The sequence below is a fragment of the Larkinella terrae genome (genome assembly GCF_009668025.1).
GTDB classification, from domain to species: domain Bacteria; phylum Bacteroidota; class Bacteroidia; order Cytophagales; family Spirosomataceae; genus Larkinella; species Larkinella terrae.
On record NZ_WJXZ01000014.1, the window covers coordinates 399,574 to 413,439 of the forward strand.

The 13,866-nt window shown below is 55.0% G+C and carries 9 protein-coding genes; 1 reads left to right on the top strand and 8 read right to left on the bottom strand.

Features of this window, described 5'->3' with window-relative positions:
- Window positions 1-61 precede the first annotated feature (61 nt).
- The 3 genes from infB to rimP all read right to left on the bottom strand — a co-directional run bounded on the left by infB (window position 62) and on the right by rimP (window position 5,385).
- Entirely contained in the window at window positions 62-3,451 is a 3,390-nt protein-coding gene (gene infB, locus GJJ30_RS23555) for a translation initiation factor IF-2 (protein ID WP_154177644.1), read from the bottom strand.
- Between the two features lie 104 nt (window positions 3,452-3,555).
- Entirely contained in the window at window positions 3,556-4,800 is a 1,245-nt protein-coding gene (gene nusA / locus GJJ30_RS23560; protein WP_154177645.1) for a transcription termination factor NusA, read from the bottom strand.
- Between the two features lie 105 nt (window positions 4,801-4,905).
- Window positions 4,906-5,385, bottom strand: a complete 480-nt coding sequence (rimP, locus tag GJJ30_RS23565; protein WP_154177646.1) for a ribosome maturation factor RimP — start codon at window positions 5,383-5,385, stop codon at window positions 4,906-4,908.
- A 243-nt stretch (window positions 5,386-5,628) separates the two neighbouring features.
- Here rimP and GJJ30_RS23570 point away from each other — a divergent pair, with 243 nt between their 5' ends.
- Complete coding sequence (locus GJJ30_RS23570; RefSeq protein ID WP_154177647.1) at window positions 5,629-6,798, top strand: endonuclease/exonuclease/phosphatase family protein; 1,170 nt, start codon at window positions 5,629-5,631, stop codon at window positions 6,796-6,798.
- A gap of 96 nt (window positions 6,799-6,894) precedes the next feature.
- Here the strand turns inward: GJJ30_RS23570 and GJJ30_RS23575 are convergent, their stop codons facing one another.
- The 5 genes from GJJ30_RS23575 to GJJ30_RS23595 all read right to left on the bottom strand — a co-directional run bounded on the left by GJJ30_RS23575 (window position 6,895) and on the right by GJJ30_RS23595 (window position 13,864).
- Window positions 6,895-7,305, bottom strand: a complete 411-nt coding sequence (locus tag GJJ30_RS23575; RefSeq protein ID WP_154177648.1) for a molybdenum cofactor biosynthesis protein MoaE — start codon at window positions 7,303-7,305, stop codon at window positions 6,895-6,897.
- 90 nt (window positions 7,306-7,395) lie between these two features.
- Entirely contained in the window at window positions 7,396-7,644 is a 249-nt protein-coding gene (locus tag GJJ30_RS23580; protein ID WP_154177649.1) for a MoaD/ThiS family protein, read from the bottom strand.
- Window positions 7,645-7,646: 2 nt separating this feature from the next.
- Complete coding sequence (locus GJJ30_RS23585) at window positions 7,647-8,546, bottom strand: FHA domain-containing protein (RefSeq protein ID WP_154177650.1); 900 nt, start codon at window positions 8,544-8,546, stop codon at window positions 7,647-7,649.
- 19 nt (window positions 8,547-8,565) lie between these two features.
- Entirely contained in the window at window positions 8,566-12,549 is a 3,984-nt protein-coding gene (locus GJJ30_RS23590; protein ID WP_154177651.1) for an FtsW/RodA/SpoVE family cell cycle protein, read from the bottom strand.
- Between the two features lie 16 nt (window positions 12,550-12,565).
- Window positions 12,566-13,864 (bottom strand): serine/threonine protein kinase, encoded by a 1,299-nt coding sequence (locus GJJ30_RS23595; protein WP_154177652.1) that lies wholly within the window; start codon window positions 13,862-13,864, stop codon window positions 12,566-12,568.
- Window positions 13,865-13,866 lie beyond the last annotated feature (2 nt).

The window sequence follows — 13,866 nt, forward strand, 5'->3', positions numbered from 1 at the left end:
TTGAAAAAGCCTTTACTGCAAATCGCAGCAAAGGCTTTTTTATCGTGTTGCACGTACGGCGTTACAGCGTCCGCTTCACTTCTTTCAGTTCGAAACTTTCGATCGTATCACCGACCTGAATATCGTTGAAATTTTTGATGCTTAGACCGCATTCGTAACCGTTCCGCACTTCGTTGACATCTTCTTTGTACCGTTTCAGCGCGCTGATTTCGCCGGTATGCACCACGATGAAGTCGCGAACGACCCGGACTTTGTTGTTCCGGCGGATGATTCCTTCCGTTACCATACAACCCGCAACGGTACCTACGCGGCTGATCTTGAACACTTCGCGAACGTCGATGTTCCCCACAATGACCTCTTCGGTGGTTGGTGCCAACAGACCTTCCATGGCATCCCGAACCTCGTTGATGGCGTCGTAGATGATCGAATACAACCGGATTTCGATTTGCTCCTGTTCGGCCAGACGGCGGGCACTCACCGAAGGTCGTACCTGGAAGCCGACAATAATTGCATCCGAAGCCGATGCCAGCAGAATATCCGATTCGGAAATCTGACCCACGGCTTTGTGGATGATATTGACCTGAACTTCTTCCGTCGAAAGTTGCAGCAGCGAATCCGAAAGCGCTTCGACTGAACCGTCCACGTCACCTTTCACAATCACGTTCAGTTCCTTGAAGTTACCGATCGCTTTCCGGCGACCAATTTCCTCGAGCGTAATGTGCTTGCGAGTACGCAGGTTCTGCTCACGCAGCAATTGCTCCCGTTTGTTGGCGATTTCGCGGGCTTCGCGCTCCGTTTCCATGACGTTGAACTTATCCCCGGACTGCGGAGCACCCGGCAGACCCAGAATTTGCACCGGCGTCGATGGCCCGGCTTCTTTCAGACGTTGGCCGATGTCGTCGGTCATTGCCCGAATCCGGCCAAAGTGCGCACCCACCAGTACAATGTCGCCCTGGCGGAGCGTTCCGGTTTGTACGAGCATCGTGGTTACGTAACCGCGGCCTTTGTCCAGCTCGGCTTCAATAACCGTACCCGTCGCCCGTTTATCCGGATTGGCTTTCAGTTCGAGCAGTTCGGCTTCGAGGAGAACTTTCTCCAGCAGGTCCGAAATACCCTGTCCTGATTTCGAGGAAATTTCCTGGGTCTGGTATTTACCACCCCATTCTTCCACGAGCATATTCATGGCCGAAAGCTCTTCCCGAATTCGATCGGTATTGGCTCCCGGTTTGTCAATCTTGCTGAACGCAAAAACAATCGGGCTACCGGCTACCTGCGCGTGGTTGATGGCTTCACGCGTTTGCGGCATGACGCTGTCGTCGGCCGCGATCACAATGATAACCACGTCGGTTACCTTCGCACCCCGTGCCCGCATGGCCGTAAAGGCTTCGTGACCCGGCGTATCGAGGAACGTAATCATCCGGTCGTCGGTCGTTTTTACGCTATAGGCACCGATGTGCTGCGTAATCCCCCCGGCTTCACCTGCGGCAACACGCGTCCGGCGAATATAGTCGAGCAAGGATGTTTTACCGTGGTCGACGTGTCCCATGATGGTGACAATCGGTGCCCGGGTAATCAGATCCTCTTCCGCATCCGGTTCTTCTACCAGACCGGATTCGATTTCTTCCTCGGCCGATACAAATTGTACTTCGTAATCGAATTCATCGGCAATCACCGTAATTGCTTCGGCATCGAGCCGCTGGTTGATGGAGACAAACATCCCCAGGCTCATACAGGTGGCAATCACTTCGTTGACCGAAACATCCATCAGCGACGCCAAGTCGTTGGCGGACACGAATTCGGTTACTTTCAGGATTTTTGCTTCTTCGTTTTCCTGATCCAGACGTTCGCGCTCGCGTTCGGCACGTTCCTGACGGCGATCCCGGCGACGGTCGGCACCCCGGTTTGGCTTGTTACCGGTCATCCGGGCCTGTGTAGCCTTGATCGAGTCTTTTACTTCACGCTGCGTCGGTTCTTCCCGGCGGTCACGCGTACCACCCCGGGCTCCGGCTTTTCCTTTACCGGCTGATCCAGCCCCTGCGGCCGTTCCGGTTGCCGGTTTATTCGGCTGACCAGCTTGCTGGTTGCGGTTCGCCGGATTGGTCGTATCCCGTTCCCGGTTACGCGGGGCTCCTCCCTGACCTTGCGGCTGAGCCGTTCCGGCGGCCGGTGCGCCACTGACCGGGTCACGACGTAAGCGTTTTCGTTTCCGTTTTTTATCACGTTCGTCCGTTGAAGCAACCGGGCCATTCTGTTTCTTGGAACGTTCCGAAGGCAGTTCGATGGTGCCTAAAACCGTCAGACCGCGCAGTTGCTCACCCCGGGCCCGGATTGTTTCGATTGGCTCATCCGGCTCAATGGTCGGTTCTGGACGGGGTGTTTCCTCCATCCGGGGCGTAACGGGCCTTGGTTGTGGTTCAACCGGACGCGGTGGCTGCTGCCCCCGATTGTCCTGCGGACGGTTCCGGTCGCGATCCGGGCGGTTTCCTCCCTGATTCGGGTTGGGACCCTGGTAAGCAGGACGATTGCCATCTCCCGGACGATCCGGGCGACGGTCGCGTGATCCGTCGTTCCGATTCGGTTGTTGGCCTTGTCGGTTATCCGGCCGTGCGCCATCAGGCCGCGGGCCGTTATTCCGCTGGTCACCCCGATTCGGCTGTTGCTGGCGTGCATTTGGATCATTGGGCCGTTGTGAAGGCTTTCTTTCCAAATCAATTTTACCCAAAACCGTCAATCCCGGCAATCGGGGCGTGGAGAGATCCGGTTGGGCGGTTTCTTTAATTTCCGGTGAGGTCACTTGCGGACGTGTTTCAGCCTGAGTTGTTTCGATTGGGCGTGGAGGCTCAACCGGTGCGGTGGCGACAGGCTGAATGGGTTCCGGTTTTTTCTCGGGTGCGGGAGCGGCTGCTTCCGGTTTGGGGGCAGGCGCAGGTGTTGGCGCGGCTTCCCGGGGTTCTGCCGGTATGGGTTGCTGACGGGCTTCAACCGGCGCGGCCGCAGGTTGCGGGGCAGGTGCGGGTTGCGGCTCCGGCGTTGTAATCTTTTCGGCTACAACGGGTTGAGGTTGTACAACCGGTTGTGGTTTCGGGGCTTCCTGTACCGGTGCAGGCACGGGTTTCGGAGCTACCGGTTCGGCAACAGGCTGAGGTGGCACCGGCTGGGAGGGCCGGGCTGGTTCATTCCGGAAATATTGCGGCAAATCATCATCTTCCCGACGCTTGACCAGCTCGGGCACAATTGGTTCTGAAGCTGGTTTCCGAACAGCTCCACCATTCAACAGTTCAGTATTACCGAATTCTTTCGCCAAGATTTCCACTTGATCCGTAGAAATCTTGCCGTTTGGGTTACTATCAACCTTAATCCCTTTGGCAGAAAGACGACTCACCACAGTAGACGAACCTACTCCGAGTATTTTTGCCACTTGGCTAAGGCGCATGGATTTATCTTCTGCCATACAAATGGTTTAGAATGAAAAAAGCATTTTAATGATGCGCTATATATAATGAACGAGGAATGGATCGACTTAATTCATCGCTCAGCATTAATAGTCCATCATTTTTATTCAAATTCCTGGCGTAAAATGGCCAGAATCTCTTCAACGGTATCTTCTTCCAGATCAGTCATCCGGACAAGCTCCTCTTTCGAACGCGCGAGCACGCTTTTGGCGGTATCCAAACCAACCCGGCGCAGCTCTTCGATCATCCAGGTATCGATTTCGTCGTTGAATTCAGACAGATCGACGTCTTCATCGTCCTCCTGACCTTCAACATCCCGGAATACATCGATTTCCATCCCCACCAACCGACCGGCCAGCTTGATGTTCTGACCGCCTTTTCCGATGGCCAGCGAAACCTGATCGGGTTTCAGAAAAACCGATACGCGTTTGGCTTCCCGATCAACGTTCATCGTGCTGATTTTGGCCGGACTCAGCGCCCGACTGATCAGCAGTTCAAAGTTATCGGTATAGTTAATAACGTCAATGTTTTCGTTACCCAGTTCGCGGACTATACTGTGAATCCGCGATCCTTTCATCCCGACGCAGGCACCGACCGGATCGATCCGGTCGTCGTATGATTCAACGGCGACTTTCGCCCGCTCACCCGGCTCGCGAACGATCCGGCGAATGGAGATCAGACCGTCGTAAATCTCCGGAATTTCGTTTTCAAACAAACGCTCCAGAAAAACCGGTGAGGTCCGTGACAAAACGATCTTCGGCGTGCCGTTGATCATTTCAACCCGGTGGACGACGGCCTTCGTGGTTTCGCCTTTCCGGTAGCGGTCTTTCGGAATCTGCTCGCTTTTCGGCAGGCTGATTTCATTGCCTTCGTTATCGAGCAAAATTACTTCATTTTTAAGCAATTGGTAGACTTCTGCGTTCAGTAAATCACCAACCTGGTTTTTATATTTATCGTACAGAATCTCTTTTTCCAGATCCTTGATTTTCTGAATCAGCGTCTGGCGGGCGGTTTGCACAACCCGACGGCCAAAATCCTCCAGCTTCACTTCTTCGGCTACTTCCTCACCCACTTCAAAGTCAGACTGAATCTTGCGGGCTTCGGCCAGCGGAATTTTGTCGTAGTCCCAGATATCTTCCGAATTGTCGTCCACAATCTCGCGGGTGCGCCACATTTCGAGGTCACCGCTTTCGGCGTTGATGATCACGTCAAAGTTTTCGTCAGTACCGTATTTTTTGCGAATCATTGTCCGGAAGACGTCTTCCAGAATCTTGATCATGGTCGGGCGATCGATGTTTTTCGACCGTGCAAAGTCTGCAAACGACTCAATGAGTATTCCGCTATCCATAATGTCAGTTGTCAGTTTTTCAGTTTACGGTTTTCAGTTGCAGGTTTCCAGTCAGAACAAACAGAAACAACGAACTGAAAACCCTACTTCGAAACCGATAAGCCTTTATTTAAATGAAACTTGTATTGTACTTTTCTTAATGTCGGTAAACGGGATGGCCGTTGGCTCAATCGGCGGATCGGTTTTCTTCGGCTTTTTGAGCGGTTTTTCGATCACTACAATCTGATCGTCACCGACACTCTCCAGTTTCCCGTTGCGCGTCTGCCCGTCGTTGAGCAACACTTCAATCTCACGACCCACGTTTTTCAGGTATTGCCGCTTGAAAACCAGGGGCTCATCGACGCCCGGTGATGATACTTCCAGGGTAAAGGGCTGGCCGTCAAATATTTCCAGCTCTTCCAGTTGGTTGCCCAACTTACGGCTGATTCCCGCGCATTCTTCAATAGTAATTCCGGTATCGCTATCCAGCAAGACGGTTATTTTAGCACGAGTACGGGAAGGGGACACCTGAATATCAACGACAAAATACTGATCTTCGTTCAGATACGGCTGTAACAGCTCGTTGACTTTCGCCTTTACATCCATAAATTAACAAAAAAGGGAGTCAAAAACTCCCTGCCATGCATAAATGCTGATAAGTGCTGCAAAGATAAGTATTTTATGAATGGATTCCCAATCAATTCTCCGAACTGTAGTTAACAATTTTTCCGCCTGATTAAATGGGACATTTTCCGAACAAACGTTTGTAACTTTGTACGCCTACGCCCTATCTCTGTCGTTACTGAAAAAAGTCGGTCTGCGCGATCCGCACCCATCTGATTCGTTCGTATGAAATTTTCGCTAAGGATTGGCGTACTGGTTTCTTCGTTTTTTTCGTCGCTGCTCTGGTCGCTTAATTTATTGTTGTTTCTGTATACGCTGCTGGTTTATTACCTGCTCTATCAAGTTCCGATCGGTCACTGGATGGCTGGCGTTCTGATGATCTCGTTGCCGGTTGCGTGGGCTTTCAACCTGTTTTTTATCGTATTCTGGTTGTTGGTGCGGCCCTGGCGGGCGTTGCTTCCGGTATTGACAATGCTCATCGGAATTCCGTTCTGGCGACGCACGCTCGCGTATAGCCAGCCAGGTAACAACAGCGAGAAACGCCCGACGCTGCAGGTCATGAGCTATAACGTGATGGGTTTCAACAAATACGACCTTGTAGATACCCAGCGCCCGGACGAAGCGAACAACATGATTGACTGGGTGTTGAAAGAACCGTCGGATGTGAAATGCTTTCAGGAATTTTACAATGACAACAGCTCGGTTGTTTTTAAAACGATTCGGCGTCTGGAGAAAGCCGGTTATCCCTACTACGCCATCCTGCACCCGCCGGAACGGGAAGGGCCGGGCAAATTCTTCGGCGTAGCGGTTTTTTCGCGCTACCCGATCGTCAAACGGGGCGACGAGGTTTTCGACAATTTCAACGGCCTGGTTTGGGCCGATATCAAAACCGGTCCCGATACGATCCGGGTGATCAGCATCCATTTGCAGTCGATGGGCATCCGGGTGGGCGGTATGCTGAACGAGAAGGAGTCGAGCCGCGTCAGAAAAAATACGCAGGGCGTGTTGCGCCAGCTTCGGCAGGGAATGACCCTGCGCCGAAATCAGATTGTCCGGGTGGAGGAATATTACCGAAATAGCCCGCACCCGGTCATTATCTGCGGAGATTTCAACGATACGCCCTACAGTTATACCTACGGTAAATTGCGCCGGATTCTGCGGAACGCCTTTGAAGACGCGGGCCGGGGCTTTGGGTTCAGCTACAACAAAGCCCCCGGTTTTCTCCGGATCGACAATCAGTTCTACAACGCCCGGTTTCTGGAACCGCTCAACTACACGACCTACCGGGACGCCAAGTTCTCCGACCACTATCCCATCATGGCCCAATACGCCATCAAACCGCGCGAAATCAGCAAAGACCGCACGCCCAGAACGCATGTCGAGTTTGATTTTTGAATCGAATGAACAATTAACAATGAATAATGAACAATGAACAATGATTTAGCCATGCGGAGCTGTTCATTATTCATTGTTAATTGTTCATTAAAAAAGCTACGGATGCGCATCGACCCAGACCTGGCCATCCTCAAAAATCTCTTTTTTCCAGATCGGCACCTGTTGTTTGAGCGTGTCGATGATGTAGCGGCAGGCGTCGAAGGCGTCGGCGCGGTGGGGAGTAGCCACGGCAATCAAAACCGCCATGTCGCCAATTGTTAGATTGCCTTTCCGGTGAATGATCGCGTAGTTCCGGATATCCCAGCGCTGGCAGGCTTCGTCGGCAATTTCCTGCATTTTCGCGACCGCCATCCGGTCGTAGGCTTCGTATTCCAGCCGTTCGACGGGGCGGTTTTGGGTATTGTCGCGAACCGTACCGAAAAAAAACGTAATGGCCCCGGCCGCCCCCGTCGAAACGTGTTGATAAGCGGCATTCATATCAATCGGCTCAGTCGTAATCGCAACCATAAAGGAATGATGGGTTATGAATGATGAACGATGGATGATGCTGACGCTGTAATTCATCGTTCATCATTCATAACCCATCATTCTAAGATGTTATCCTCCGCTGACGGGCGGGATCAGGGCAATTTCGTCGTTGGGATGCAGGGATTGATCGGCTTCGGCGTATTCGCCGTTGACGGCAATCAGCAGCGAACGGAGGCCGTTGAGGGCGGGATACTGCGTTTTCAGATTCGTCAATAAATCGCCTACCTGACCGGTTTGCGGCAGATCGAGCGTCAGGACCGACGAGCCGACAATCTCGCGCGTGATGCCAAAAAGCTGTACAGAAACTCGGTTACTCATCCTCAAAGATACGAAAACAATAAAACAACTTCACCGCCCAGCTCAATTTGATCGCCATCGCGGAGCGGGTAACCCATCCCGGCAATATCGGCCCGCTCGACGGAATTGTCGGGGTGCATGATTTTCGTTTTATTGCCGCTGGCGGGTAGCCCGCCCGGATCGACCAGCAGGGAATACTGGTTGTTCGCAGCATCGTACCGGATCGTGGCGTGTGCCCGGCTGACCGCCCCGTTGCCCGCGCCTTTGTTCGGGTCAAAACCGGCATCGTCGTCGTTCAGAATGACGATGTCGTTGGTTCGCACCCGGCCCGAGGTGGTTTGGGTCGTATGCCCGCGACCGATGTAAAACGCAGTTTTTTCGGTTGAGTTGAGGGTATACTCGGCGTGCTCCGTCTGGCCGACCAGCGCCACGATTCGCGCCAGCAGCGGTACCGCGTCCGGTTTCGTTTTATCCCGGATGATCAGCGCCAGATTTCCTTCCCGGTACGTGCCGGACGGTAATTCGTCCGCAGAAAGCGCGTACTCAAATCGCCAGTTTTTGGGCAAAACGATGTAATTGTCAGCCAACTGGCGGTTTAATTCCTGCTGGAATTTCCCCGGCTGATTGGCCCACAAAACGACCCGGTAAAGTTCTTCTTCTTCCGGTGTCGGGCAAGAAACCAGGAGCTTCAGGCCGATGGGAGCGGTTTCCGGTTCGTTCTGGTAAGCCCGCAGCTTATTAATGACAAATCGCAGGAGCTGCTCCCGTCGCCGGGCGGCCGGTGGTGGACCGGACGGAGCAGGTTTTGGTGCGACCGAAACCGGTTCCGTCCGTTTGATTTCCTCGGACGAAGGCTTTACCGTGGCCGACTGCCCCGCCGGTGTAAACCCGAATAGTTCTTTGACCTTTTCCAGAAAACTCATAAAGTGACGGTTTTGCGGGTTAAAAACTACCCAGATATCGTTGCTGTTTTAAAATTGGCGCCACGACGGTATTGGCCAGATTGACGGCATCCGCCGAGGATTCGCCCAACTCGATGCGTACCGTTACGACGGTATTCGACCGACCATCGGGCGTAGGGGCGAAAAAGACGTACCAGCCGTCGTTCTGCTGAACTCCTTGCACAATCCGTTCGGGCGTACCGGTTTTTCCGGCCACCCGTGCAAGGCTGATTTTACTTCGTCCCGGCGGATTCGATTGCTCGATCATGAATTCCTTCAACTGTTCTGCGTAATCCGGATTGCGGGCCAGCGGTTTTCCCGCCCCGACCGGACGCGGTTTTCCCGCCTGCGAAACGACGTAGCGCGACGGCTGCAGAACGCCCTTGTTGGCAATCGTTCCCGCCATTCGGGCCAGGGCCGCAGGGGTTGTCGTCAGTTGTCCCTGCCCCCAGGCCAGCCCCGAAAACTCGCTGCGGTACCGTCTCGGATACTGCATACTTTGGTAGAGTTTCCGGCGAACCACAAACGACGAATCCTGCCAGTGTTTCCGAATTTGCCGGTCTTCCAGATCAGTATGGGTATCCGAAAACGAATAACCGCCAATGTAATCGACGTTCATGCCCGTGGCCAGATAAAGGTCCGCCAGTTGCTTGTCCAACGCCTGATCGTTCGCCAGCCGGATAAAGTACACGTTGCTCGACCGGACAATGGCCTTTCGCATATCGACCGACTCCCCGCAGGGTTCCGACTCCCGCGCTCCCCGGCGGATGATTTCCTGACACGAAATGGGGTACCGAACCGCCGATGCCGACGAACCCAGTTTGTTAAAAGCCGCCATGGCCGTCAGAATTTTCGCCGTCGAACCGGGCGCCGTCGGGAAGGTCATGCCCAAATCCCGCTCGGTCACCAGATAAGGCAGTTGCAGCCGGTCCCGGTCCGACAACAGCATACCTTCCGGCGATTTTAAATTGGGCAACGGATGCATCGCCGACGCCAGAACGTCGCCCGAAGCCGCATCCAGCACGACCACCGAAAGCCGCTTGTCCTTGTATTGGGATTGCGCCAGCGATTGCTGCAAAGCCACCTGCAACCCGGCGTCTACACTCAGCGACAGATCGCGGTTTTTGGCTTTTCGCTCGGCGACTTCGTGGCTGTCGACGCCCGCCCGGAGTGCTGTTGCCAGCTCCCGGTAATCATAAACAGTCAGCATGCGGGTTTGCTGAACCGTGGGGCTAAACCGGTCGGCGCGGAAGTTGGTGGCAACGAGCTCGGTTTTGCGGGGGCGGCTGTTAAAACCGCGTAACTCGCTGAAATGAGTCGCTTCGGCGTAATACCCGTTGCTTTGTCCCCAGAAAAGCTGCGTGTTCAGATCGCCCGTCCAGAAAAACAGGTGTTCGCCGAAGGGGTAGTAGCGTTGCAGGCGCTTTTGGGTGATGGTTTTCACCTGATCGGGCACCAGACCGCTTTGTTTCAGTCGGGGCAATTGCTGGGTAACCCGCTCCGGCGAACTGGTGGCCAGCACCAGACCTTTCCGGTCGTAAATCGTCCCCGACGCCAGCACCCGCGTCAGCCGCTCGATCCGGGGGTTGTAGCTGTAAATGGGGTCGCCGTTGCGGGTGATGACGCGGGCAGGCCGGACGATGTAGTCGTTGCCGCGCCAGCCCACAATCGGGAGTAAGCGAGCAATCAAAACCGCTATTCCGATCAGAAAACCGGCAATTCCGGCCATCAGCACGCCGTCGTAGTTTTTTTCGAGGTATTCGCGCTGCTCGACCTGTCCCGGTCGGTGCGCAACGCTAAACACGACGCCCATCGCCATCAGGTTGATAATGAGCGCAATTTTGCCGTAACTCAGAAACGGGACGCTAATCCCCGTCAGGGGCAGCAAACCGATGGAACCGCTGGCAATGATCAGAAATTGAATGCCTGTCGAAATGGCAATACCAGCCACCAGAAAAAAGCTGAACGGCTGACCCGCCCGGCGGGCGTGCAGAAACGTTCGGTGGAGGAGCAAGCCCATGAGCAGAAAAACTACCACGACTCCCAAACCGCCCAGTTCTTCGCCAACGCTGGGCAGAATCATGTCGGTATGGGCGGCTGGCATGGCATTCGCAAATCCTTTTCCCAGACCCTGCCCCGTCCAGCCGCCCGACGCCAGTGTCCAGAAACTATGCGCCAGGTGATCACCGCCGTACACATCGTTGTTCCAGGGGCTTAGCCAGATGGCTTTGCGGTCGGCGAGCCGACTCCCGACAAAAGGCAGCTGATCGCCAAACGCAAACATCGCCATCACAACCAGCAGTAAAACCGGTGCTTCCGTCAACAGAGCTGCCCATCCGAGCGCGGTTCGGGAACGGGCCTCTCCCCGCCAGTACATGTAGCCGATCAGCACCACAAAACTGAGCAGCGTTGCGATCCAGCCGGGCAGCAGCCACAGGGCGATTCCGTAACCGAGCCCGGTAGCCAGCGTCAGGGGCAGGTTGCCGCGCGCGATGCTGTAGAACAACAAAAAAGTAAAACAGACGACCAGCGCCGGGCCCATATCGCCCAGCAAAAGGTAGAGAAGCATGAGCAATCCCGCCCCGGCCAGCGCCCCGAAACTCACCGCAAACCGCCACCGCAAATCCGGTAACTGGCGAATCTGTTGCTCGTTGGCGGCAAAAAAACCGGCAAAGAAAATCAGCAGCAGGTATTTGGTGATTTCACTCGGCTGGAATGTCACGCCCAAAAATGACAGGTTGACGCGAACTCCGCTGCCTTCCGGCCCCGACCCAATGAACAACGTCAGTGTCGCCAGACCGAGGGCAAGTACCAGCCACGTCCAGCCTGTTAAGCGAACCGAGGACCGGTTGTAGAAGGCAAACAGCAGGTCAAACCGCCAGTTGGCGTAAAAGCGGCCGATGTTGAGTTGGGATATAATCAGCAAACCGAACAGCCCGGCCGCCACGCCCTGCAGCGTTTGCCAGGCATAAAGCGTGTCCTGCAACGGGTCCTGAATGGCTAACAGCGTTAAGACGGAAATACCGGTTAGCAGCATCAGAATCGGCAGCAGGAGCGGATCGGAATAAAACCGCCGGATGGCCCAGATGCCCTGCACGGCCCAGAACGTTCCGAGAAACAGCAAAACGATGGCCCAGAATTGCACCGTAAAAGCTGTGGGCGTGCGAACGGTGAAGGCGTGATCGCCTTTGAGCTGGCCGTAAACGACGGAGCCAATGAGCCGGATCTGGTGCGGGCGAGCCGAAAAGGTAAATGATTGATTGCCAGTTAATCGACTCGTTCCCCGGCGGCTGCCAAACTCAAAACCGGGTTTCAGTGCGACCACACTATAGCCTACATCCGGAGGCAAACCCGAAAAGGAAAACCGTCCGTCGGGATCGGTGCGGGCGTAGGAAAACCGGTCGGGCAGCGTGTCCGGCTGAGCGGTGGCGGGGTGGCGTTTGAGCTGCACCAGCACACTCGCCATCGGTAGATTCGTCTCCGCAACGACCACCCGCCCGGCAATCGTGCCCGTTCCGTCGCCCACACTAACGGTGGCCGGATACGGTTTGGGATTGGTAAGTTCGCGGACGTACAGAACAGAGTCGAAGCCCATTTGCTGGCGGGAAATTCGCAGGCGGTTTTGAAAATCGATGCCTCCAATGCGGCTGCGCCAGGCCGTCGGAGCGTGAATGGAAAACTGCCGCTTGTTGATGGCGCCGAGATTATCCGGCGAACCGGTCTCGCCCAATTTGGCGGCTAACGAATCGGCCACCAGTGTCCGGTCGGCCGGATCGCTATAATAATTACCGCTGTTGAGTAAACGCTGGATGGGCGCCGATTTCAAACCGGGCTGCAGGGTGACGGCCTGCCCGTTGACAAGGGCTTGTTTCGCCAGGTTCAGGTCGGAGGAAAGGTTGATATACAGACGGATAAACAGCAAAAGCAGCATCGCCGATGCTCCCAGTAAATACAAACGACCGGACGATACCGAAGGAACTTTCATGCAAATGAATTAAGATTTAATTACCCGTCTTCGTTGAATCCGGGGCGGTTTTCAAGGAATCCGGTGGGGCAATCGGCACCGTCGGAGGGCTGGTTTCGGTATTGGGTGCGGGACTGCTGTACAGTTGGGTTGAGTCAATGGTGCTTTCAACGGGTTCTTCCGACGATGACGAGGTGGCAGTGTCTTCCTGCATGGGTTCCGTTTGCGACGAGTCGGCCACTACTGACACCGAGTCCGGCGCGACCGTTGTATCGGCACCGGTTTTCTTGCCTTCGTACAGATAAAAAGCCGCCAAACCGATCAGGAAAACGACCATAACCACAATACCGATTTGCCATCCGGTGAAGCTGCGGGCGGGCTCTTCCTCCGGTTCGATGGTTTCGGGCAATTCCGGTACGGGCAGCGGTTTGGGAGCGGCCATCGTGCGCGACACGACCGGCGGTCGCAACCCGGTGGGTCGACGGTGTTGCAACTGCTCCACATTCGCCTGACCGAACAGCAAAACCAGTTCGTTGACGTCGCTCAGCCGCTCGGCCGGATTTTTGGCGAGCGTCCAGTCCAGAACGGTACTCAGGCTGGGTGGCAGAAACTGATCGGCGGGCAGAAAAACCGGCGGGTGGGGCGTCTGCAAAACCTCCCGCATGAACGTGGCAATACCGGTAGTGTCGGCCATCGAAAACGGTACCCGCCCCGACAGACACTCGTACAGAACGACGCCCAGCGAATAATAATCCGTCGCCACATCTACACCCCGGGGATTTTCAAACTGCTCGGGCGAAGCATATTCGTAGGTCATCAGCGATTGCCCCGTTAGGGTTTGCGATTGTTCGCGCAGCCGGGCTACACCGAAATCGGTCAGCAGAAAATGCAGTTCGCCACTGGGTAACGACCGAAAAAGAATGTTCTCCGGCTTAATGTCGCGGTGAATAATGCCGCGCGGATGAATGGCCTGAAACGCTTCGGCCATTTGCAGGCCCAGCCGGATGACCGTCGGAATTTCCAGATGCCCTTTTTCCGTCAGCAGCGCCCGCAGATTGCCGCCCTCGATCCATTCCATAACGATGAACGGCATGGGCATATCGAGCTGAACCTCCCGGACGCTCACCACGTTCGGGTGCCGGATGTCGGTCATCAACTCGGATTCGAGCCGAAACCGCCGGAGCGTTTCGGCGTCGGTGTTGAGGGCGAAGTGTTTGATGGCCACCAGATTGCCCGTGGCCAGATGGCGGGCCTTCAGCACGCGGGCGTTGCTGCGACCCAGTTCGCCGATTATTTCGTACCCCGGAAAATGCGTATTGACGCTTACGGTTGGCATGA

Excerpts from the sequence above, each read along its gene's own strand:
- rimP (WP_154177646.1), bottom strand. The coding sequence starts at position 5,385 with ATGGATGTAAAGGCGAAAGTCAACGAGCTGTTACAGCCGTATCTGAAC.
- infB (WP_154177644.1), bottom strand. The coding sequence starts at position 3,451 with ATGGCAGAAGATAAATCCATGCGCCTTAGCCAAGTGGCAAAAATACTC.
- nusA (WP_154177645.1), bottom strand. The coding sequence starts at position 4,800 with ATGGATAGCGGAATACTCATTGAGTCGTTTGCAGACTTTGCACGGTCG.
- GJJ30_RS23580 (WP_154177649.1), bottom strand. The coding sequence starts at position 7,644 with ATGAGTAACCGAGTTTCTGTACAGCTTTTTGGCATCACGCGCGAGATT.
- GJJ30_RS23595 (WP_154177652.1), bottom strand. The coding sequence starts at position 13,864 with ATGCCAACCGTAAGCGTCAATACGCATTTTCCGGGGTACGAAATAATC.
- GJJ30_RS23585 (WP_154177650.1), bottom strand. The coding sequence starts at position 8,546 with ATGAGTTTTCTGGAAAAGGTCAAAGAACTATTCGGGTTTACACCGGCG.
- GJJ30_RS23570 (WP_154177647.1), top strand. The coding sequence starts at position 5,629 with ATGAAATTTTCGCTAAGGATTGGCGTACTGGTTTCTTCGTTTTTTTCG.
- GJJ30_RS23575 (WP_154177648.1), bottom strand. The coding sequence starts at position 7,305 with ATGGTTGCGATTACGACTGAGCCGATTGATATGAATGCCGCTTATCAA.
- GJJ30_RS23590 (WP_154177651.1), bottom strand. The coding sequence starts at position 12,549 with ATGAAAGTTCCTTCGGTATCGTCCGGTCGTTTGTATTTACTGGGAGCA.